Raw genomic sequence first — 23,263 nt, forward strand, 5'->3', positions numbered from 1 at the left:
GAGAAAATTATTTTCTCCGATTTCTCCTGCCTGAGAGGCTGCGAGCCTGAGCGTCCGCGAGCGAGCGGATCAATCGCTGGGCGTGCTGCTCAGCCTTTGTTTATGGGCGCAGCGACCGGGCCGCCTGGTGAATGGCTTTGCGGATGCGGGGAAAAGTGCCGCAGCGGCATGCGATGTCCCTCATGGCCTCGTCGATATCGGAATCGGTTGGATGACGATGGCAATAAAGCAACGCTGTTGCCGCGATCAGTTGAGCGCTTTGACAGTAGCCGCACTGCACGACATCGCATTCGATCCAGGCCTTTTTCAACGCGCGAGCCTCTGTGCTGTCCAGTCCCTCGATGGTGACGACACGCGATTTGAGAATCGTGGATATCGGTATCTGGCAAGCCGGCCTGGCGGTGTTATCGAGCAGGACAGTGCAGGCGCCGCAAACGCCGATACCGCAACCGAATTTGGTACCCGTCAGTTGGTGTTCGCACCGGAGTACCCAGAGCAGGGGCGTGTCGGGGGCGGAATGCATGACGACGGTTTTCCCGTTAACACTGATTGACACCATATGTCACCTCCGCAAGGCACAGGCGGCTGCATGAGTGGAAGGCTGCGAAACCGGGTTCCCGTGAGTGCAAAAAGCGCATTCGCCAGAGCAGGCGCAATGGGCGGCGTACCGGCTTCGCCGACACCTTGAGGTTCAGTGCCGCTCTGGATCACTCTCGTGCAAATCTCAGGACAGGTCGACATATTGACGAGAGGGAAGTCAGAAAAGTACTTCTGCTGGACCTGACCTTGCACGATCGCGATCTGTTGCTGCAATGCGGCCGAGAGGCCGAAAATAATGCCGCTTTCCATCTGCTGTTCTACGAGATTTGGATTGATTGCAATGCCACAATCAATCACGCAGAACACGCGCGTGACGCGGAAACTGTCACCATGCTTCTGCACTTCCGCAACCTGCGCGACGATGCTGCCGAATGATTCGTGCATCGCTACGCCTCTCGCAGTCTTCCCGTCTCGCTTCAGTGGCGTATGCCAGCCGGAAAAATCGATGAGTTGCCGGAGTACTTCGGCATGCCGTTGATGTTCCGGCTTCTTCAGCATGTCGAGCCGGAACTGGATGGGGTCTTTGTGAGCGGCCGTCGCCATTTCGTCGATAAAGCTTTCGACAAAAAACGCATGGTAGGAATGCCCAACCGAGCGCCAGTTACCAACCGGGATAGGTAGTGAGACCGTATTGTGCGTGACGGAAATATTTTTGCATTCGTATGGCTGATCGAACGCACCCTCCGCGGTCGTGATGTCCTTGAGAACCTCGAAGACAATCTTTGGGGAGCCGAATGCACGGGGCAGCGCTTCCACGTTGATCGACTGGCTGGCCGACTCGTTCTTCCAGGCGATCAGGTTGCCGTCGGAATCGAGCGCACCTTTGAATCGCGACACACACGCGGGGCGGTAGAAGTCGTGTGTCATATCCTGCGCACGCGGCCAGATGGTCTGCACTGGACGTCCTTTGGCATGACCTGCGATCGCAACCGCCTGCACGATGTAGTCGACTTCGAGCCGACGGCCAAAGCCGCCGCCTAACAGGTACCGATGCACCTGTACTTTGTCCTCACTCAGATTCAGGGACTTTGCCACTGCCTTGCGGGCCGCCATTGGAATTTGCGTGGACACCCAGATCGTCGCTCCGCCATCCGTCACTTGCGCCGTACAGTTGACGGGTTCGAGCGTTCCGTGCGCGAGGTATGGCACTTTGTACTGCATTTCCAGAGGTTTCGATTCCTTCAGAACCTCATCGACGCTACCTGTCTTGTAGAAAGACCGGGGATGAGTGTTGTCATCGAGCGCCTTGATCAAGGTGGCGCTAATGTCTGCATCGCTTACTTTCGCCGCCGGCCCGTGGTCCCATGTGTACGACAACTGGCAGAGCGTGCGCATTGCGATAAAGGGGTTTTCGGCAATGACTGCGACTCCGCCGGTACCGCCGTTGTATGGATCGAATTTGAAAATAGCGTGCACGCCTTCTTTATTCTTCACGTTCGAAGAATCGTAGCCGGTCGCGGTGCCTCCGAGCGTCGGGCACATCGTGACGCTCGCATATAGCAGGTCGCGCGGCTGTGCATCGATTCCGAACATCGCTTTCCCATTAATCTTCGATTGTGCCTCGATGCGCTTGAATCGCTGACCAATAATGGTGAAGCTGGATTTGTCTTTGAGCGTGACATGGGTGGGGCGCGGTTCGAGCTTCGCCGCATCGACAAGTTCGCCGAACGTCACCGACTGTTCCGGACCACAAATAATGCGGCCCGAGCGTGCTTTGCATTGACTGACCGATACTTTCCACTGCTTTGCCGCCGCGCTGCATAGCATCATGCGCGCCGATGCGCCGGCTTCGCGCATCGGCTTCCAGAGATCGACGATGCTTGTCGATCCGCCTGTCACCATGGTGCCTAGCAGGCGGGCAATCAACCGCGCGAAATCTTCTTTAGTCGTCGCTTCCCAGCTGTGATCGTCAGGACGGATAGCAAGCGAGCGCGGCAGATTTTCGCGGTTTGTGTAGATCGCATCGATAGGGGAATCGACGACGCGGACTTGCGACCAGTCCGCGCCGAGTTCCTCCGCCAGCAACATCGCAGCGCCGGTGTGGATGCCCTGGCCCATTTCAGCTTTGCTCATGACGATCGTGACGTTGTTGCCGGTATCGATCATCAGCCAGCCGTTGAGCGCTGCATTGCTGCCAGGTGTATCGAGTGGCGTCTTGGGGACGAGCCTGTCGTCTGACGGAGATACTGACCATCCGATCGCGAGCACACCCAAGCCCGCCACACTGGCACCACCCAGAAGAAAGGTTCGCCGCGCCAGCATGACATCGTCCACCGTATGTTCTTACAGCGTATTGAGGTCGGCGAAGGCCGAAGCCGGGATCTTGCGTTGCTCACGATAGAGATGTGAGTTGCTTCAAACAAAACGAACGCTTTTCTTCTTCTCGAATCACCTATATTAGTCACTGGATTTGGCGATTGCGAACCCGAAATGCAACAGGCAAGTGGAGCGATCGCTGAAAACACAGCAATCGCCAGTAGACCCAGGGAAAGCACGCAAGCAGCAGACAAGTCATTTCCGCGCAGCCTTGGGTGAGCCACTCATTGGGAGGTGGTAGATGCTGATCGATGAAATCCACACGTTGGTTGGCAAATTGTCGACGCCGTGGAAGGACGTGCTGAAACGACATGGTCTCGATCTCTCATCTTCGGATTCGCCGCAACGTACTGCAGTTTTGCTGAGTGAAGGACTGAAAATAGACTGGCAAGATCGGCGCGTTCAAGATCTTTGCCGAAGCACCGAACGCGCGATAGAACCGGGCGACCCCGCGCGGAGCCTGCTTTATCACATGCTTGCGCTATCCGAGTGTCCATCGCCCTATGGCGGAATAAGCCTGGAAGATATAGACCTGCTCGAAAACTATATCTACTCGCTTGCAGCTTTGCCTTCCGACTGGTCGACACTCGATATTGCCGTGCTGGCCTACCAGTACCGTCCCGCGCGCCGTACCGGACATCAGCAGCACGCGGACATGGTTTTCTCGCGGCTCGGCATCGCGCGAAATGGCGACACGGAAGCACTCTACGACGCGCGGACACGGAGCTACGTTCCGCACCTCGAGAACGAAATCGAGCATGTGCGGGTGTTGCCGGCGCGGTATGGAGCGTTTCTTGTGCGGCGTGTATCCGGACCAGACGGACTTGCGTTGATCGAGGGAAAACAACGTGACGACGGACATCGTGCATTCATTCAGCCGGTGCGCAAGCTGTTTTCCGCCGAATGCCTGCCAAACATGACGTTGAATCTGGATTACGGCCATTGGCATATCGGCGAAAAACTGAAGCGCGCCGTCAAGGCACGATGGGGCATTTCTCCGGTCCCATTGGGAGATCTCGACCGTCCACCGTATTCGATCGTATGCCGGTATCCGGACTTGGCGCAGCCGGCCGCGACGGGCGTTCCATCAATCGTGCTCAAGCATTGTGGCGGAAGCGTACTGTTGATGCCGGCGGCGCGGCCTCTAATTGAACCCGTGACGTCGGCGAACTATAACGTTGGCGGGTTCTCAGTGCCGGCGCGATGGCGCCTCATACACATCGTCAATCGGCGCTATACGACGATGCGTCTGTTCACTGATCTATACAGGTTGTTTCTTGCGTTCGTTGCGCAGATACATGAAATGTTTTTCCCAACGATCGCAAAGAACTGGTTCTGGCTGCGTTTTCCGGAACCGCGCAACTCGCCGGAATACATGAATATCCGCCATATTAGGGACAAGAACGGTACGTATGCCGACATGCGTACGCATCCGATCCGCCAATCGGCATTCGTCGAGAAGGTGATCAAAGGTGGCTACGATGCACAACTGTTTCTCGATCACTGTGTCGAAGGCGCAGTCACGATCAGAATCAAGGAGCTTGTGAATCGACGCGTATTGCCCGCCTATTCGATCGTGGCTGCGCCGGACTTTTTTCCTTATGCGGACCAGTCCGAATTGCAGCGCTGGTTCAAAGAAGATCACATCGATCCCAAGACTCAGTTTAGAAACGGCTCACCTATATCGCTCAGCGCTGAGCGGCTTCCCGTCAATCCGCATCACGTCGATTCGTTCAGCGAGAAAGAGGCGTTTTCGACCAGCGAAGATACGATTTCCGTTTCATTCAGTCTTGCACCGCGCGCATCAAAAGAGTCTCACGAGAAGGCGCATTTGCCTCGCATGGTGTCGTTTCTATCCGATGCATCATCGAGTGTTTTTGCACCGGGCTGGGACGTGACCTATGCGGGGGGACATCGTAAAGGGATCTATCTCGCAACGTTTGGCCTGGGCAGTCCATTCGCAGAAGACATCAAGTTGTGCGCAGCGTCGAACAGTTTCTGGCCTGCCGTAAGCCCGGATGCTTCGCGAACCTTCAACCGGAGCGATGCGCCAACGGCCATTCCAATGCTGGACAGCGAACTTGGATTTCATCCGCAACATCCTTTGGTGCAAGGCGGCCTTGTACATAACACGCGTGCCGGATGGGACGGCGAGTACGGTCCTTTTCTTACGGCTGCAGGCACGGTTGATTACGCGGATATCGAGCGATCGGATTACGTCGCGAACGCGCTGGGCGGCAATATGCTGTATGGCGCCTTCGAACATGTCGACGCAGCCGAACTCATTCGCAGGATCAAGGCGTTGCGCCTCGCCGTGGCAGCGTGCGATCCAACGCGGACTCCCGCAAAGACGCAATTGTGGCTTGTATCAGCAACGCAGCTCGATCAGCCGGCAGATACGACCAAGACCTATCACTTCCTGTTTGTTCTTCCCGAAGACGGTGCGAAACCGGTGCAGCATGTGCCTGGACGCTTGCGCATTCGATACGGCGAGGCGATCAGTTGTAACGTGACCGATTCGATGCTGAAAGGGCCCGTTCAACGATGCCCACCCGGACCTGAGGCACTTCGGCTTTACTCAAGGCATGAGTCCGTGTGACGTTCTGGTTATTGGCGATGGTCCTGCCGGGTGCGCGGCGGCAATTGTCGCCGCCAACGCAGGATGCGATGTCACGATGTTGGGTCGCGGCCTGTCGCATGCGGCGCCGGAGTGTGTATCGAACAACGCATTGAAGTTACTCGCGTTGCTGGCTCCCGCAGTGATCGCGCAGTCGGATGTATGGCTCGATGTCGATTCCGAATCTAGTCCGGGCCGCGCGGTTGTGCGCAATCGACTCGATGACCGTTTGCGCGTCGATGTTTCGACGGCTGGGGTAGCCTATGCGCGCAAATGTCTGTATCCGCTTTTGCCTCGCATTGAAAGCGGACATGTCGTCGGTGTGACGTGCGGAAGCGATGAGTGCAGGGCGAGCATCGTCATAGACGCGACGGGAATCACCGGCTGCCTGCGTCGCGCACTTTCACTCGACGAAACCGTCGACTCGTCACCCATCTGGCTTCGTCGCGGTTTCGCGAGCGGATGTTCGTCGCAGCGTGACACCTATTGGCAGATCGCGCGGGGCGGCTGGCTCTGGCTACGGCCGACATCAGCGCAATACATGTGGACTTCGTTGTCCGTGCAACGGAACACGCATATCGGCTTGCGTTCAGGCATATCCGTCATTGGAACTGTGTGGCAACAATGCCGGCGCTGGCGGCATCTTCATCAGGCCGCCGGTCCTGGCTATTTCGTATGCGGTGATGCTGCGGGATATCTCGATCCCGCCTCAGGAGATGGCCTTCGGTTCGCGATTGAATCCGGCATACGTGCGGGGACACTTGCCGCAGAGGTATCGAAGCATCCAGGCAGATCGAGTATTGCGGCAGCGCTCTATTCAGATTGGGCTTTGCAGGACTATTTGGCCACCAAAGAAGTACTGCAACGAGTCTATATCGATGCGCATCTGGATATCTGGCGGAGCTAATGCGGGACTGGCCGACTGCCACATTTAGCGCGTATGCTTCGAAAAGCGTCGCAGTGGAGCAGTAGCCAGTAGTAAAAGAAAACCGTAGCACTCACACTCTCGGGAGGTCAGCATGCTTTCATTCATCGGTACGGTAATTGTAGGGCTGGTCATCGGATTGATTGCGCGGGCGGTGAAGCCCGGAGATGACAGCATGGGGCTCATTATGACCATCGTCCTCGGTGTTGCCGGCTCGCTGATTGCGGGCTATGTGGGGCGCGCGCTGGGCTGGTATCAACCAGGCCAGGCGGCAGGTTGGATTGCGTCGGTGATTGGCGCTATCGTTCTGCTGATCATTTACGGATTGGTGCGCCGACGGAGTTAGACCGCGCGTGGTGACGCGCTTGCGGGCGGCGGTCGAACCGTGGCGCGCTCGCATGAGAGTGGAGCCGGTACGTTGCCTTGCTCCCGCGAAAGGGGATCACTATGCGATCTGCATTCAAACCGATTTGCCGGGTGCACTTCATCCACCGCGCTCTCCTCGTACTTCTTGCACTCGCGTGCTCGCCCGCATTTGCTGGCGCCCCGGATCCCGCTGACGTCATCTCGCAGCAGAGCGGACTGCCTGCGAGCGAGGTGCAAGGCATGCTCGCGAACTGCGATGCGAACCAGATGAGCCTGAACTTCTGTGCATGGCGCGACAGGGTGGTTGCCGAACAGAAGCTGCAGAATGTCGTCGAAGATAAGTCCGCAAAATTCCCTAGCTGCAAAGCGCGCTTGGAGAAGAAAATCGCGGGGTGGAAGAAGCGACGCGATGCGAGTTGCAAGAAGTCCGCCGAGGCAAAATACGGAGGGGGTTCCATCTTGCCGATGGAAATTGCCGCTTGCCAGACTGCGGAAACTGATCACATGACGAAGGTTGTTGGGTCGATTCGTCGATGCGATTGATCGATAAGTTGGTGCATGGCCGGCAGCAGAAAAAGAACTGCAACGGATTACGGGGCGAATATGAGCTTGCCGAAGTGGTGGTTGAAAAGCGTCATCGCCAGTGTGGTCGGCATAGTTGGAGTCTTTTTCATCATGCACGAAGATAGTAGTGTGCGTGCGGATGTTCTCATCGCTCGGCCGCCTTCAGATGTCTGGAACGTTATTTCGGATAGTGCCGCGTATCCTGATTGGAATCCCTTCATTACTCGAGTTGACGGCGACTTCAGGGAGGGCGCGACAATTCGCATTGTGCTAGGCAGCGGATCGGATTCGATGGTATTCAAGCCGACCGTCCTACTCGTTCGTCCAGGGCAGGACCTTTGCTGGCGTGGCAGCGTGTGGATTCGCGGCGTCTTCGACGGCAAACATTGCATTCACCTGACGGCTGTGCCCGGTGGCACCCATCTTGAGCAAACTGAGCGTTTCTCTGGATTACTTGTCGGGCCGTTGACGAAAGACGTAGTCGAAGACACTCGGCGAAGTTTTCAGGCGATGAATACCGCGGTCAAGCTGCGCGCCGAATCCAAGGCACCCTGAGTGCTCGCGCCCGCTTCTTGTTGGGCCCAACGGAATCGGAGCGACGACCGTCACTGATCGGCTACTTTCGTTCAGTCGGGATCCTCTTGTGAATCGCGCCGTTCATCGCCCCATTAATAAAACGACGACATCTGGAAACATTCACCTAAGTTGTGGGAGAAATGTTGAGGTAGCATCATCGAACTCAACAGGGGGAAACCGGTGCTTCGGGGAATCAAATCTCGCATAAACGCAATCGCCCCCTCTCTTGCCTGTCTGCTTCTCAGCGATCTTTTTACGATCCTGGCAGACATGGTTGGCTATATCACACTCCCTTGGTGGATCGTTCATCAGGGAGGCGCACATCACCTCGCGATCTACGGCGTAAGCATTGCCGTCACCACGATCTTCGCAATGCCGCTGCTTTCGCCACTCGGGGATCGGTACGCAAAGAGACCGCAGATTGTATGGGGTATCTGCGCCTTAATGGTCGTCGCCTTTACCCTCGCCACGCTCGCCTCGCTGTCCGACTATCGACTTACGCTCATCATCTGCATAGGCGTAGTCACTGTTATAGCGAAAGCTTTCATCGATCCGGCCAGTTCCACCATTTCGGCCGAACTTGTTCCTGCGAATCGTTTGGCCGAAGCGCTTCGTCTTCGTAAATCGACGCAAGCGGCTGGACGTGCCTTAGGGCCGGCACTGGCTGGTGCGGCATTGGCTTTGGGCGGTATTGCTGCAACCTTCTGGATGAACGGCATTCTGCTTGGCGTAGCTGCGTACGTGACCTTGCAGCTTCCATCCCAGTCTCAGCATCGTGAACATCCTCGCGGTTTGGCCCGTTGGTGGGAAGACCTGCGCGCCGGGCTGCATGCTAAATGGATCGTCCCGTTGGAGCGTGGCTGGACACTTGTCAACTTCCTCGTATGGATATTCCAGGGCCCTGCGGTCGGCATGCTGATTCCGCTCAAAGTTCAATCACTGGGGCTGTCGGGGCTCTGGCTCGGTGGTTGCGAAGCGGCCCTATCTGTAGGTTTGCTACTCGGTAGCTTTCGTGGTTCTGACGCACTGGTCAGGTGGTTTGGCCGATTCAATGTCCGGGTGGGGGCTGCGATGTGCGAAGGGCTGGCACTTGCTGCTTCCGGCTGGGCCCATTCACCTATCGTTCTCGTGTTGACGCTTACCTGTGTGGGTTTCGCCAATGCATCGATGGGGCTCGTTGGCGCGACTCACCGCTCATTGGCTATCCCGCAGAATTTCCGTGTGCGCATTCTTGCTGCCAGCATGATGACCACGCAGATTGCTGGCATTCTTGGACCGATGATCGCAGGCGCGGCGCTCACGCACTGGGCGGTGGGGCAGGTTTATACATGCTTCGGTCTCGCCACCTGTCTGCTCGCTTTCGGTTTCGTTTTGATACCGCGATCGCGCGAATTCTTTGCGCTCAATCACGATCAGGTGAAAGACTGGTTTCGTCACGAATATCCCCATGCATTCGAAGCACCTAGAGTGCCCGAATCGAGACAAATCACGTAGATTGCAACGCGACAGGAAGTCTAGGGACGCCGCGCGTATATGAGCGGATTGGTCTCAACCTGAAACGTGACCGAGTGAGTGCTTTGGAGAGATTTTATCAACCGCTTCGGGACGCGTGCAGCCGGCCGCCGACAGGCAGGAACCCGTCGATTTCAGTCGTTCGACACGATTTTCTGGATCGTCGACAATGCGTGTCGAGCGTGCTCAAAACCGGGAAGCCAAAAGCCGGCCCACAGCCCCTTTGATGACGGACAAGTCGATGCGCATATCCTTATCTGACAGAAAGGTCGCGATCCCACTTTTTGTGCTGTCTGTAACGCAGATAATCGGCTGGGGAACCGTGGGTTTGCCATCGATTGTCGGAAGGCAGATGGCCGAGGATCTGAGGATCGACATTTCTTACATCTTCGCCGCCAACTCGGTGCTTTATGTTGTCATGGGGCTTTGGGCTCCGCTTTTGGCCAAAGTCTTTGCCCGGTTCGGTGCGAAGCGCGTCATGATCGCCGGCACGATTCTGTCTGCTCTCGGTTTCCTCTTGCTGGCGGTGTGTCGCGGGCCCCTGCTGTATTTCTCCGGCTGGGTGACGCTTGGAACAGCGGGTAGCGCTACGCTCTCGACAGCAGCCTATATCATGCTCAACGAACTCGCCGGATCGAATGCAAAGCGTGCGATCGGCGGCCTTATGTTGATCACGGGGCTGGCGAGCAGTATTTTCTGGCCGATAGCCTCAGTCTTGGCGAAAGCCGTCGGATGGCAGGCAACCTGTGTGGTTTATGCCGGGATGATGGTGTTCATATGCCTCCCACTCTATGTATTTGGGCTTCCGGCGGCGACGGCACCAATCAATCAAAATCTGCACCAGGTTGCCGACACAACAGCCAGTGCTCCTGCACGGAAAGGCACGTTTTATCTGATTGCTGCAGCGATCACGTTGAACGCATTCGTCACCTTCGGGTACAGCGCAATATTCTTCGAACTACTCAAAGCAGTGGGCTTGCCGGCAACGCAAGCTGTAGCCCTTGGTTCTGCACTCGGAGTAATTCAGGTGGGCGCGAGGGCAGTGGATTTTCTGGGTGGCGCAAGGTGGGACGGAATTTCGACGGGCATCTTTGCGGGAATTGTTCTTCCGTTGTCGATGGTGTTGCTCATGTTGAACCGCGGCTCGCATACTGCTGTTGCAATCTTTGTCGTTCTTTATGGTCTAGGCAGCGGAGCACTTGCGGTTGCACGCGCAACGATCCCGCTTGTGTTTTATGACAAGGTGGATTACGTATCGGCCGCGTCGCGTATCGCACTCCCTCTCAACGTGATTTCTGCCGCCGCACCGCCGCTTTTCATTGCACTACTCACCCGGTTGGGAAGCACCGTCTTGTTAGAAGTGACGACTCTGTGTTCCGGAACTGCATTGATTCTGCTGCTGGTTCTTACGCGCCGAAGACCGGCACTGGATAGCACCGCACCGGTTGCGTAACATTTGACGCTACGTGCGAACCGTCTGTCACCACTGCGTAATGGACGTGTCCTCAGACGGTAGCGCCAGCGCCCGCAGAATGGGATCGGATCGTCATCGGAGAGCGGGTCATCGTGAGAACGACAATCGCTCCAGCAAGGAGCAACAGGCCGGCAATGCCAAATGCCCAGTCATAGCTTCCCGTTGCAGACACGACATACCCTGTTGCAATCGGCGCAATCATGCCGAAGATGTTGCCGCCGATCACCACGAAAGCCATCGCCTTCGCAACGTCACGCGAATTCGGCAGCAGATCGTTCAGCAGCGCGAAGTTCAGTGATGTGGTTGATGCGATGCCGGTCAGCGTGATCGAAAAAACGACTAGGAGAACAGTCAGGTTCGAGACGAACGGCACAGTAAGAATCGCCGCGCCGGCAAGCATGGTCAGCGCGACTGCGTTACGGCGCCTGCCGCTGCCTACGCCGCATTTTTTCAGATACGTGTCACTCAAACGACCCACGAAGATGCAGAGAATCACGGCCGCAGCATAGGGGACTGCAGAAAAAAGCCCTGTGTGCGAGATGCTGAGGCCGCGGCTCGCCTGCAGATAGCTGGGCAGCCAGGTCAAGAACAGATACTGCGTGTAGACATTGCAGCCTTGCGTGATTGCAAGACCCCACAGAGTGGGCGTACGCATCAGTGAAAGCAGACCACTAGAATCGGGACTGATCGCGGCGGTTCCGGCCGTCTTTGTGTCACGCTCGCGGATGATCTTGTCGCGCTCATCTGCTTTCAGCCATTTGGTTTTTTCCGGGGCGTTGAAGAAAAGAAGCCAGGCGGCCAGCCACACGAAGCCGATCCCTCCAGCGACCACGAACGACATCCGCCATCCATACAGTGCGACGAGCGACCCAAGAATTACGGAGCAGATCGCCGGCCCTGCATACGAGCCGCTGTTGAACATCGATGTCACTGTGCCGCGCTCGTTCGCCGGAATCCATTGCCGGATGACTTTCGCGCCGACGGGGTTACTAACGGACTCACCGCCGCCCATGACCAGTCTTGCCATGAGAAGTGCGCCGAACGAATTGGCGGCTCCTGTCAGTGCGGTCGCAGCTGACCATATGAAGATCCCGACACCGGCCATCTTTTTTGTGCCAAATCGATCGATGAGAAAACCCATCGGGAGCAGGAAGATCGCGTAGCTCCAGATGAACGACGAGAATAGGTAACCCATGCCAACTGCGGAGAGCTTGAATTCACGCGCAATGGGGGTGGCCGCGATCGATAGTGCGATTCGGTCCATGTAGTTGATCATCGATAGCGTGAAGAGAAAAACAGCAATCCAGCCTCTGCGATATGACATGGTTGTCTCCTAATATTCAAAGTACCTTGAGCGGACGACACCCTGTTCGCGCTGCCGACCTCGCGTGCCCGCCTTCGTGATGCGTATCTGGTTGAGAATTGATTAAAATGAATATAAAAAGCAACGCTGAAAAGAACAAATCCAGTATTTATATGGATTTTCGGTAATATATTTTTCTTGTTTATAGTGTTTTGTGATCATAAAAAGCAATCATAAGCACTAAAAAAGGCGGTGTGACACCGCCCGGCTGTCAATCTGGGTCAGCCTTCGAATACCTCTTGAGCGTGGACCTTGGCACGGCGTGCGCCTTCGATGTGATCGCGCAACAGGGATGCGGCTTTGAGCAGATCCTGGCGGCCGATCGCGTCAAGAATCGCAAGGTGTTCGAGCGCCTGTTCCTGCCGCGGCTTGCGCGCCTTGGCCTGCCGGTACTCGACCAGCCGGCGCAGCCGGTCCATGCGCCGAACCGATTGCGCAATAAACCGATTGCCGGACCATTTGGCGATCGTCTCGTGAAATTCGCTATTGGCTTCGAAAAGCTCGATCGAGTTCATCGTGAGATAACCGCCGTCCACGATGAACTGCTGCCGACGTTTCAGCCCTTCAAGTTCGACCCGATTGGCACTGAACGTCGGCGATAGCACTCCGGTCGGCTCGATCGCCGCCCTGAACAAATAGCTCTCCTCGTAGGCTTCCACCGAATCGATCATCGGCATGAACTGCCAGCCGTGGCCAACCTGACGCTCAAGCCAGCCTTCTTCCTGCATCAGTGACAGCACTCGCCGCAGTGCGCTGCGAGAGACTTCGTACAGGCGCATCAGATCAGCCTCGGAAATCACGTCAGGTAGCCGTCGTGCAAGCCGGTCAGCCGCAATTTTCAGGTACAGCGGCTCCTCGGGCTCGTCCAAAAACTGTGCTGCCACGTCGGTCACTTCCCGCGCAGCCTGCGCCATGAAGAAGCCGCGGTTTGCGTCGTAATAGACAACGCCGAGCGAGGCCAGATGATGGAGCGCGACATTGACCGGTGAACGTGAAGTACCGATACGTTCGGCGAGCACCGATTCCGCGAGCCTGTCACCGAGTGCCAGATCGTCACGGCGCACGAGCGTCAGGATCTCCCGCGTCACGCGAGTTTGCAGCGGCGTGAGCGAGGTCGATGTTTGTTCGGTCGAATCCATAGGGCGCGAAGGCAATCCATGACCGTTCACGACCGCCTGGTACGACGGTGCATCTGAATAGTCGATCTGCGATTTTGCCATTACTCGCTCCCGTCTGGATTGCACGCAGTGCTGGTAGTCGGTGAAGGGCTTCACACTCACGATGCTTGCGTCCCTGATCCACTTTGCTGTCGTATCTTTTTATTGCGTTTGGTGATCATATAACGCAAAGATGCTCCGATACAAGCACTGTCGGATAGCCTTCTCGCAAACCCCTATAATCGGCGAAATGTCCCCTTTAAACATTTATTGTCTAGGGTTAACACTAGGCATTTATGCCTTTGCATTGTGCATTTAGTGATCATAAAATGCATTTCAGCAAGGCGCATGACCACATGCACGACCCTCGGAGAGCCCCCATGTCCCGCAGTCTTCCTAACCAGTCCGTTGATTTCGTCAGTGTCCGCGACGCCACTGACGCGATAGACGCCACTCAATTCGCGAAGATGCCGTATAGCGTTCGCGTATTCGCCGAAAACATCGCTCGCAGACAGCCCGCCGCTGATGCAGTTACCTATCTGCGCGCGCTGGCCAACCGCCGGCATGACATTGACTTTCCGTATTACCCGGCACGTGTGGTCCTGCAGGATCTGCTTGGCACGCCGGCCCTGGTCGATCTGGCCGGTATGCGGGATGCGGTGGCGGAAGCGGGGGGCGACCCGAGCGCCATCAATCCGGTCGTGCCGACGCATCTGGTGGTGGACCACTCGCTAAACGTGGAAGTGGCAGGTACAGACCCGGAAGCGATCGCAAAGAACATGGCGATCGAGAAGAGCAAGAACGCAGAGCGTTTTGAATTTCTCGCGTGGTGCAAACAGGCTTTCACGAACCTCGACGTGCTGATGCCGGGCAACGGCATCTTGCACCAGGTCAACATTGAGTATCTGTCCCCTGTCATTCAGGTGAAGGACGGGCTGGCGTTCCCCGACACGCTCGTCGGAACCGACAGCCACACGACGATGATCAATGCGCTGGGTGTGCTTGGCTGGGGTGTCGGTGGAATTGAAGCCGAGTCCGTCATGCTTGGCCGTGCTGTGTGGCTGCGTCTGCCAACCATCGTCGGCGTTAAGCTGAAAGGTTTCCGGCAACCCGGCATCACCGCAACGGATCTGGTGCTCGCCATCACCGAATTCCTGCGCAAGCAGAAAGTGGTCGGCACCATCATCGAGTTTTACGGTGAAGGCGCTCGCGCGATGACGCTGAGCGACCGGGCCACCATGTCCAACATGGCGCCTGAGTTTGGTGCCACTGCTGCACTGTTCGCCATTGACCAGAAGACGCTGGATTTTCTGCGACTGACCGGTCGTACCGAATCCCAGATTTCGCTGACCGAGGACTATGCAAAAGCGCAAGGACTGTGGGCAGACGACTTCGCCGATGCCGAATATGACCGTGTGCTGTCGTTCGATCTGTCGAGCGTGGGTCGCGCGCTGGCTGGGCCGGCCAATCCCCACGACCGTGTGCCTCTCTCAAACCTGATTTCGAAGGGTATTGCCCGTCCGTCGGAAGCCGCCGCTCCTGAATCGGACACCGCCGGACCAGTCAAGCTGGCCGATGGCGCGGTGGTGATCGCGGCCATCACCAGTTGCACGAACACATCGAACCCGCGCAACATGATCGCCGCTGGTCTGGTCGCCCGAAAGGCGGTTGAACTCGGTCTTAAGCGCAAGCCATGGGTCAAGACATCTCTTGCGCCTGGCTCGAAGCCGGTCGAGAGCTATCTCCGATCGGCGAATCTGATGACGTCGCTCGAAGCGCTGGGGTTCGGCATCATCGGATTCGGCTGCACGTCATGCAACGGCATGTCGGGCCCGCTGCCAAAAGAGATCGAGGCCGACATCGTCAGTCGCGACGTACGTGCCGTGGCAGTGCTTTCCGGCAACCGGAACTTCAACGGCCGTATTCATCCGCGCGTCAAGGAGGCGTTTCTTGCTTCGCCCCCGCTGGTTGTTGCGTATGCGATCGCCGGGACGATTCACATTGACATCGAAGAAGGCGTTCTCGGAACCGACAAATCCGGCGCACCGGTGTATCTGAAGGATCTGTGGCCGTCCGACGAGGAAATCGATGCCTTACTGAAGGAAAGCGTACGCGGCGACCAGTACCTCGAAATCTACACGGAGATGTTCCGCAAGAGCGAACTGGCCGACGGGCAAAGCGCGGTGCCGGCACAGTTTCCGTGGCGCGAGGACAGCAACTACATCCGTCGTCCGCCGTACTGGCAGTCCGACCTCACGAGCGCCGCACGCTTCGCGGACATGCGGGCGATCGGTGTATTTGGCGATAACGTCACAACTGACGATCTTTCACCTTCAGGCGCAATCCTTCCGGAAAGCGCGGCGGGTGAATATCTGATCCAGCATGGCGTAGAGCCGGCCGAATTCAACTCTTACGGCACGCGTCGCGGCGATCACCTGGTTGCAATCCGTGCCACGTTCGCGAACAACCGGCTGCACAACGAAATGGCCGCGGGCAAAGAAGGCTCGTTCACCCGTATGGAGCCGGAAGGCACGATCATGCGTCTCTTCGATGCAGCGGAACGCTACGTCTCGCGCGGGCAGGAACTGATCGTGGTGGCCGGCAAGAACTATGGTTCAGGCTCGTCGCGCGACTGGGCGGCGAAGGGCGTGCGTCTGATCGGTGTGCGTGCCGTGGTGTGCGAAAACTTTGAGCGTATCCATCGCTCGAACCTGGTTGGCATGGGCGTATTGCCGCTTGAATTTGCTGAAGGTTACGATCGCGCGACGCTGGCACTGGATGGCTCGGAAGTCTATGCAGTCGAAGGTGTGGGCGGGAAAGTTTCACCGGGCACGACGTTGACTTTGCGCATCACACGCAAAAATGGCGAGGTGGTCACAGCCCCCGTCAAATGCCGGATCGACACTGAAGAGGAAGCCGAGATCTTCAACGCTGGCGGCCTGCTGCCGCGTATCTCTGGCGAAATGCTCGAGGCTGCATAAACATGGCCTCCGTCTTCGCCTATGTTGGATGCCGCACGACGCGCGAGCGCAATGCGCGCGCCAAGGGGATTGGCGTTTATGCGATCGATCCGGCGTCGGGCGCATGGGAGCGGGTCGAATCATTCGAGACACTCGACAATCCAAGCTTCCTTGCGCTCAACGAAGCGCAGGACGTGCTATATGCCGTGCATGGTGACGGTACGGAGGTCAGTAGTTTCGCGGTCGATGCGTTATCTGGTCGGCTTAGCCTGCTGAACCGGCAGACCTGCCAAGGGCGCAATCCTGTGCACCTCGCATTGTCGCGCAACGGTGATGCGCTTGTCGTCGCGAACTATGCGACGGGGTCTGCCGTCCAGTTTCCGATCGAGACAAACGGTGCGCTTGGGCCAGTCGCGTCTCTCGTCGAACTGCCGGGAACGCCGGGCCCGCATCGTATCGAGCAAGTGTCGTCGCATCCGCACCATATCGCGCGCTTCGCGACTCAGCGATACAACACAGACTGGCACATCGTGCCAGACAAGGGACTCGACACCGTCTTTGCCATCCGATGGAGCGGTATTGGCAACGCGCCGGTCGTGACCTCGGGTCGGAGTCGCGAAGGCGCAGGGCCGCGACATGCTGCATTCCATCCGGCGCTGCCACTCGTTTACGTTGCAAACGAACTGGATTCCACGTTGACGGCCTGGGGATTCGAGCCGTTGAGTGGCGCACTGGAGCCACTGCACACGACATCCCTTCTGCCGGCCGGGCGTCATGAACTCTCACGCGCCGCGGGCATTGCGATCCACCCCGACGGCCGCGCGCTATACGTTTCGAACCGTGGTCACGACAGTATCACTACGGTCGAACTTGACGGCACGACGGGCATTCCAGTGAAAACAAGGTGGACCGACGCCCAGGGGCAGTGCCCACGGTTCCTGTGCCTGAGCCATGACGCTCGCATGCTCTACGTCGCCAATGAGCTATCCGACTCGATCGTTCAATACCTGATCGATGCAATCAGCGGGACTCCGTCGCCGACGGGCCGTGTTGTCAAAACGGGCAGTCCTGTGTGCATCACCTTCAAAACTCAATAGGAGCATCACGTGGGCCAATATCGGATTCCTGCCGTCTATATGCGCGGCGGCACGAGCAAAGGCGTCTTCTTCCGCGCAGACAGCCTGCCTTCAGACCCGGTTCTGCGGGACAAGATTCTGCTGCGCGTGATCGGCAGCCCGGACCCTTACGAGAAACAGATTGACGGGATGGGCGCGGGTACGTCGAGCACCAGCAAGCTGGTCGCAGTCGGACCTTCATCACGCCCGGACTGCGACGTTGACTATCTGTTCGGTGCCGCATCGATTGAGAAGCCGGTTATCGACTGGTCGGGCAACTGCGGCAACCTGACGTCCGCCGTTGGCCCGTTCGCCATTGCGCAGGGGCTGGTCGATGCGCCGCGTGACGGCGTCGCGACGGTGCGGATCTGGCAGGCCAACATCAACGCGAAGATCATTTCGCATGTGCCGATGAAAGATGGCCAGGTCGTTGAAGAGGGCGACTTCGAACTGGACGGCGTGACTTTTCCCGCGGCAGAAATCAGGATCGAGTTCCTTGATCCGGGTGGCTCGGAAGACGGTGAAGAAACGGCCGGAGGGATGTTCCCGACGGGAAATCCTGTCGATGCGCTGGATGTTCCTGGTTATGGCGCGTTTCAGGTCACGATGATCAACGCCGGCAATCCCGCGATTTTCATTCACGCTGAAGACCTCGGCCTGCGCGGGAACGAGATGCAGGCGGACGTCAACAGCAATGCGGCATTACTTGAAAAGTGCGAAGCGATTCGCTCGCACGCCGCTGTACGCATGGGTCTGGCTGCTACGGCCGAAGAAGTGACAGCGCTGCGGCCTCATACACCCAAGCTCGCTTTCGTGTCGTTGCCGACTGGCTATGTCGCATCGAGTGGCAAGACCATTGATTCGTCGATGGTCGACATCAACGCGCGAATCCTTTCGATGGGGAAACTTCACCATGCGATGACGGGCACCGGCGCGGTGGCGATTGCTGTCGCCGGTGCGATTCCGGGCACAGTCGTCAACCAGCTTGTGGCAGGCAAGAAGTCCGGGCAGATCCGCTTCGGTCATCCATCCGGCGTGATGGCTGTCGGTGCAGAAGCCGAGCAGCGCGATGGTACGTGGGTTGTCACGAAAGCAATCATGAGCCGTAGCGCACGCCGCCTGATGGAAGGCCACGTATTCGTGCCGTCCTCTCTCGATCCGGCGAACAACTAACTCTCCCTTATACAGCGCTTCCCGTGGGCGCTGTGCCCCTCGCCCGCAATGTCCACATTAACGAATCGGCGCATAAGACCGATCCATACTTAGTATGACTACGGAGACACCGCATGGAACGCAATGGTGAATTGTCGATGGAAGCTCGGAAAGCAGAGCGCGTTCCATTCTGGCCGAACGGATGGTGGGCCATCGTGGAGCTGCGCGTCGGCATCATTCCTTTGCCTATTTACGTACTTCTGGTCGGTCTGATTATCGCGTTCGTGGTTACGGGGAAGGTTCCCGGCGAGATCTCGATGGCAATCGCGGTACTTGTTGTATGTGGTTTCACGTGCGCGGAAATTGGCAAGCGCCTGCCGTTCTTCCGGAAGATCGGCGCGGGAGCAATCGTGGCGACATTCCTGCCCTCAGCGCTTGCGTTTCACCATCTGCTTCCGGTCAAACTGCTGACCATGGTGACTACGTTCACCAACGTCAGCAATTTCATGTATCTGTTCATTGCATCGATCATTGTTGGCAGTATTTTCAGCATGGATCGGTATGTGTTGATCCGTGGCTTTGTGAAGATCTTTGTCCCGCTGGCAACGGGGTCCGTGATGGCCGGCATCGTAGGAACGGCAGTAGGTACTGCATTGGGTCTCGGTACACAGCACACACTGCTATACATCGTTGTCCCCATTATGGCTGGCGGTGTCGGCGAAGGTGCAATACCGCTGTCAATGGGCTACTCCGAAATCCTGAACGTCGCGCAGGGTCCGGTGTTCGCCCAGGTGTTGCCGTCAGTGATGATCGGCAGTCTTTCCGCGATCCTGTTCTCCGGTCTGCTGAGCTGGCTCGGTGAAAAAAAGCCGCACCTGACTGGCAACGGCATGCTCCAGCCCGAGGCGGATCGACATAGCGATGCTCCGAAAGAAGAGATTCCTAGTGCGCCGGATGTCAACACCGTCGCGGCGGCAGCGATCACTGCGATATCGCTCTACCTGGTGGGGCTGTTGTGTCATCGCCTGCTGGGTTTGCCTGCGCCTGTTGCGATGCTGTTCGTGGCGGTCTTTATCAAGATCGGGCGCTTCGTGTCTCCGAATCTGCAAGGCGGTGCCCGCATCGTCTACCAGTTCTTTTCGACAGCAGTGACCTATCCATTGCTGTTCGCGATCGGCACTGCGATGACACCATGGGACAAATTGATGGCCGCGATTAACGTGCCGAACGTAATCACGATTGTCTGTACGGTCGCAACCTTGATGGCCACCGGCTTCGTAGTAGGGAAAAAGCTCGGGATGTATCCGATCGATGCAGCGATCGTCAACGCCTGCCACAGCGGACAGGGTGGTACTGGCGACGTAGCGATCCTGACGGCGTGCAACCGGATGGCTTTGATGCCTTTTGCACAGATCGCGACGCGGATTGGAGGCGCGCTGACAGTCACTGTAACGCTGCTTGTACTGTCAAGGCTGCACTGATCGAGTTGCTGATGGCGCTTTCACCTTCAAGACACTACTTTCCTCGACCATGATTCCTGTTACTCAAGACGTGTTGGCCGATCTGGCACCGAACGGTCGCCTGCGTGCCGCAATTAACTACGGCAATCCCATCCTGGCGAACAAGGACGCCGCTACCCACGAACCCCAGGGTATCTCCGTCGATCTAGCCCGAGCACTCGCCAGGCAGCTAGGTGTGCCGGTTGATTTAGTCCCGTACGACGCGGCAGGCAAGGTAGTAGCCGCTCTTGAGCAGAACGAGTGGGACGTTGCATTCGTCGCGCGAGACCCGATACGGGGCAAGGGCATTGAGCAAACCTTCCCGCACATCATCATCGAAGGGGCTTACCTCGTGCGCGAGGACTCGCCAATCAGGTCGAACGATGAAGTGGATCAATCCTGGAACACGGTCGTCGTCGGCAGGGGTAGCGCTTATGACCTGTTCTTGACGCGGACCATGACGAAAGCAACGCTCGTCAGGTCACCGACATCGCCTGGCGTTGTGGACATGATGCTTGCCGACGTCTATGGCGTTGCTGCCGGAGTGAAGCAGCAGCTAATGAGCGATGCCGAAAGAGTGACCGGGCTGCGATTGCTGGAAGGCCGTTTCATGGTCATTGAGCAAGCGATGGGCATACCAAAGGGGCGTCCCGCTGGTGCAGAGTTTCTAAGCGCGTTCTTGCGCACAATGATTGAAAGCGGCTTCGTGGCCAATGCCATTTGCACTCATGGCGCCAAGGGCGCGCTGGTTGCGCCTTTGTCCTCAAAAGGATGACCGCGCGGTGTGCGATCTTCCTTCTGGAAAGGGTCGAGGGCTCGGAAAGCATCCGAGTAGATGCTGGACCGCAGCGCATGAATGGCCGCTTTAGGGAAAGGCCAACTGTTGACAGCCGCTGACATCGCGTCGATGGACCAAGAGCGTTCCGTCCATGCAATCCGGTATCAACAATAATCATGAATACCCGCGTCCCCAGCCAGTCACTATCTCGCCGGTAAGTCCGGATAGTGCTCAAACGTACGCTTGATAAGTTGTCGAAGCCAGATGTTCGCTGGTTCGTCGTGAAATCGAGGATGCCAGAGCTGGCGAAGCGCAAACGGTGGAAGCGGCACCGGCGGCGGAACAATCTTGACGGTCCCGAGTTTGGCGAAGACATTCCCAAGCTCCAGTGGCACCGTGGCGATCAGTTCGGGATGTTCGTCGATCAGTAGTGGCACGACCAGGAAGTGCGGTGTGGTCAGATAAACATTTCGATTGATGCCGTACTCGTCGAACGCGCTGTCATAAGCCGCACCCGCGCGCCCAGTCAGGGAAACGACAATCTGCGGCATCGTTTCGAACTGTTCACGCGTAATCGATTCGCCGATTAGCTTGTTTCGCACGCTCACCATCGTCACGAAAGAGTGCAAGAAGAGTTGTTGCTGGTAGAGATCATCAGGCGCGGCACGGATCGACCCCAACGCGAGATCCACTTCTCCAGACGCAAGCAACCCCTCGATCTGTTCGATCGGAACTTGCACGGATCGCAGCGTGCAGTTTGGCGCCTCCTCTCGCAACCGCCGGATGAGCGGTGGCAGAAATACCAGTTCGCCCATGTCCGTCATGCAAAGTACGAAGGTGCGCCGCGCCGTCGAGGGATCAAAGCGCGCCTGCGAGACGACGTCCTGACGCAAGGTCGTCATGACTTCAACGATCGAAACGCCAAGCATGGTTGCTTTCGGCGTCGGCTCCATGCCCGATGGCGTCTTGACGAATAGAGGGTCCTCAAAAAACGCTCGCAAGCGATTCAACGCATGGCTCATAGCGCCCTGTGACAGCCCCACTTCGGATGCCGCTCGAGTCACGCTGCGTTCGCGAAGCAGCGCGTCGAACACCACGAGCAGATTCAGGTCGAGATCACGTATATGCACGGCGTGCATTCCTTGCATTAGTCCCATTGGCTTGACGCATGATGGTGCCGAATCTATCTTGAGGTCAAGCGTGCCAACGATAGGCCGCACCCACATGATGGAGACAAGGATGTTTATCAGAAACACGTGGTACGTAGCCGCCTGGTCGCATGAGGTGGAAAGCGAAGCGCTGTTCGCTCGCGTCATTACCGGTATCCCGGTTCTGCTGTATCGCGAGGAAGGCGGCGGTGTCGTTGCGCTCGAGGATCGTTGCTGCCATCGCGGCGCGCCGCTGTCGGTTGGCCGGCGCGAAGGCGATTGCGTCCGCTGCATGTATCACGGTCTGAAGTTCGACAGCACTGGAACCTGTGTTGAAGCGCCTGCCCAACAGCGCATTCCGCCGCAGGCGAAGGTTCGAACATTTCCGGTTGTCGAACGGCACCGCTGGATCTGGATCTGGATGGGCGATCCTTTGCTTGCCGACCCAGAGACCATTCCGGATACCCATTGGCTCGACGATCCGCAGTGGCGCAGCTTGCCCGGCTACATTCACTACAACGTGAACTACCTGCTGATCTGCGACAACCTGCTGGACTTCTCGCATTTGCCGTTCGTGCATCCAACCACGCTAGGCGGCCCCGAAGACTATGCCAAGGTACAGCCCAAAGTTGAGCGCATCGACGGCGGCGTTCGCATCACGCGATGGACGTTGAATACAGATGCGCCTCCGTTCGCCGCGGCCGTCAAGAACTGGCCTGGCAAGGTCGACCGTTGGAATTTCTACGATTTCACGATTCCAGCGATTCTGCGAATGGATTCCGGCATGGCGCCGGTCGGTACCGGCGCGCAAGAAGGTGCACGTGTCGACGCAGCAGAATTCCGTGGTTGCCAGGCGCTCACGCCCGAAACGGAAAACTCCACTCACTACTTCTTCGGCCATCCGCACAACTTTGCAATTGATCAGCCCGAGGTCACGCGAGCGATCCATCAGGCGGTTGTCGATGCATTCGACGAGGACCGCGACATCATCACTGCGCAGCAGAAGAATCTTGCACTGGATCCTGGCTTCAGGATGATGCCGTTTGGCATCGACGCTGCACTGTCCCAGTTCCGCTGGACAGTCAATCAGCGCCTTGAAGAAGAGAAACGGCGGATGCCGGAAGCAGTGCGAGGAGCCTGA

General features: G+C 57.5%; 18 protein-coding genes. 13 read left to right on the forward strand and 5 right to left on the reverse strand.

The features are described from left to right. Positions 1-100: 100 nt before the first annotated feature. Positions 101-559 carry a (2Fe-2S)-binding protein gene (locus tag KHO30_RS03225; RefSeq protein WP_093634426.1) on the reverse strand — a complete coding sequence of 153 codons (459 nt, stop codon included), beginning with the start codon at positions 557-559 and terminating at the stop codon, positions 101-103. After that, entirely contained in the window at positions 466-2,862 is a 2,397-nt protein-coding gene (locus tag KHO30_RS03230) for a xanthine dehydrogenase family protein molybdopterin-binding subunit (protein ID WP_211700956.1), read from the reverse strand. The genes KHO30_RS03225 and KHO30_RS03230 overlap by 94 nt, the downstream gene beginning before the upstream one ends. Positions 2,863-3,388: 526 nt before the next feature. Between KHO30_RS03230 and KHO30_RS03235 the strand changes: the two genes are divergently transcribed. From KHO30_RS03235 to KHO30_RS03265, 7 genes are all read left to right on the forward strand, one after another. After that, on the forward strand, positions 3,389-5,515 hold the full coding sequence (locus KHO30_RS03235; protein WP_211700025.1) for a hypothetical protein: 2,127 nt from the start codon (positions 3,389-3,391) through the stop codon (positions 5,513-5,515). Then, positions 5,502-6,440, forward strand: coding sequence for an NAD(P)/FAD-dependent oxidoreductase (locus KHO30_RS03240; RefSeq protein WP_211700026.1), 939 nt, complete (start codon positions 5,502-5,504; stop codon positions 6,438-6,440). Before KHO30_RS03235 ends, KHO30_RS03240 begins: the two co-directional genes overlap by 14 nt. 112 nt (positions 6,441-6,552) lie before the next feature. Beyond that, positions 6,553-6,804, forward strand: a complete 252-nt coding sequence (locus KHO30_RS03245; protein WP_211700027.1) for a GlsB/YeaQ/YmgE family stress response membrane protein — start codon at positions 6,553-6,555, stop codon at positions 6,802-6,804. Positions 6,805-7,091: 287 nt separating this feature from the next. Then, complete coding sequence (locus tag KHO30_RS39140) at positions 7,092-7,367, forward strand: lysozyme inhibitor LprI family protein (RefSeq protein ID WP_244863925.1); 276 nt, start codon at positions 7,092-7,094, stop codon at positions 7,365-7,367. A gap of 60 nt (positions 7,368-7,427) precedes the next feature. Beyond that, complete coding sequence (locus tag KHO30_RS03255; RefSeq protein ID WP_167378361.1) at positions 7,428-7,943, forward strand: SRPBCC domain-containing protein; 516 nt, start codon at positions 7,428-7,430, stop codon at positions 7,941-7,943. 279 nt (positions 7,944-8,222) lie between these two features. After that, positions 8,223-9,458, forward strand: coding sequence for an MFS transporter (locus KHO30_RS03260; RefSeq protein WP_342345958.1), 1,236 nt, complete (start codon positions 8,223-8,225; stop codon positions 9,456-9,458). A 259-nt stretch (positions 9,459-9,717) separates the two neighbouring features. Beyond that, entirely contained in the window at positions 9,718-10,929 is a 1,212-nt protein-coding gene (locus KHO30_RS03265; RefSeq protein WP_093634424.1) for an MFS transporter, read from the forward strand. A 52-nt stretch (positions 10,930-10,981) separates the two neighbouring features. Here the strand turns inward: KHO30_RS03265 and KHO30_RS03270 are convergent, their stop codons facing one another. Further along, complete coding sequence (locus KHO30_RS03270) at positions 10,982-12,274, reverse strand: MFS transporter (protein WP_093634112.1); 1,293 nt, start codon at positions 12,272-12,274, stop codon at positions 10,982-10,984. 260 nt (positions 12,275-12,534) lie between these two features. Then, positions 12,535-13,533, reverse strand: a complete 999-nt coding sequence (locus tag KHO30_RS03275) for a GntR family transcriptional regulator (RefSeq protein ID WP_244179330.1) — start codon at positions 13,531-13,533, stop codon at positions 12,535-12,537. Between the two features lie 317 nt (positions 13,534-13,850). Between KHO30_RS03275 and acnA the strand changes: the two genes are divergently transcribed. From acnA to KHO30_RS03300, 5 genes are all read left to right on the forward strand, one after another. Continuing rightward, a complete protein-coding gene (gene acnA, locus KHO30_RS03280) occupies positions 13,851-16,451 on the forward strand; it encodes an aconitate hydratase AcnA (protein ID WP_211700029.1) in 2,601 nt (866 codons plus the stop codon). 2 nt (positions 16,452-16,453) lie between these two features. Next, positions 16,454-17,527, forward strand: a complete 1,074-nt coding sequence (locus tag KHO30_RS03285; RefSeq protein WP_211700030.1) for a lactonase family protein — start codon at positions 16,454-16,456, stop codon at positions 17,525-17,527. A 9-nt stretch (positions 17,528-17,536) separates the two neighbouring features. Then, positions 17,537-18,718 carry a 2-methylaconitate cis-trans isomerase PrpF gene (gene prpF, locus KHO30_RS03290; protein ID WP_211700031.1) on the forward strand — a complete coding sequence of 394 codons (1,182 nt, stop codon included), beginning with the start codon at positions 17,537-17,539 and terminating at the stop codon, positions 18,716-18,718. A gap of 113 nt (positions 18,719-18,831) precedes the next feature. After that, a complete protein-coding gene (locus KHO30_RS03295) occupies positions 18,832-20,178 on the forward strand; it encodes a 2-hydroxycarboxylate transporter family protein (protein WP_093634108.1) in 1,347 nt (448 codons plus the stop codon). Between the two features lie 49 nt (positions 20,179-20,227). Beyond that, positions 20,228-20,971, forward strand: a complete 744-nt coding sequence (locus KHO30_RS03300; RefSeq protein WP_211700032.1) for an ABC transporter substrate-binding protein — start codon at positions 20,228-20,230, stop codon at positions 20,969-20,971. Positions 20,972-21,177: 206 nt separating this feature from the next. Here the strand turns inward: KHO30_RS03300 and KHO30_RS03305 are convergent, their stop codons facing one another. Beyond that, complete coding sequence (locus KHO30_RS03305) at positions 21,178-22,113, reverse strand: LysR family transcriptional regulator (protein ID WP_093634106.1); 936 nt, start codon at positions 22,111-22,113, stop codon at positions 21,178-21,180. Positions 22,114-22,213: 100 nt separating this feature from the next. Here KHO30_RS03305 and KHO30_RS03310 point away from each other — a divergent pair, with 100 nt between their 5' ends. Next, the gene (locus KHO30_RS03310) at positions 22,214-23,263 is read left to right on the forward strand and encodes an aromatic ring-hydroxylating dioxygenase subunit alpha (RefSeq protein WP_211700033.1); all 1,050 of its coding nucleotides are present in this window, start codon (positions 22,214-22,216) and stop codon (positions 23,261-23,263) included.

Source organism: Paraburkholderia aspalathi (assembly GCF_905220735.1).
Taxonomy (GTDB): Bacteria; Pseudomonadota; Gammaproteobacteria; order Burkholderiales; family Burkholderiaceae; genus Paraburkholderia; species Paraburkholderia aspalathi.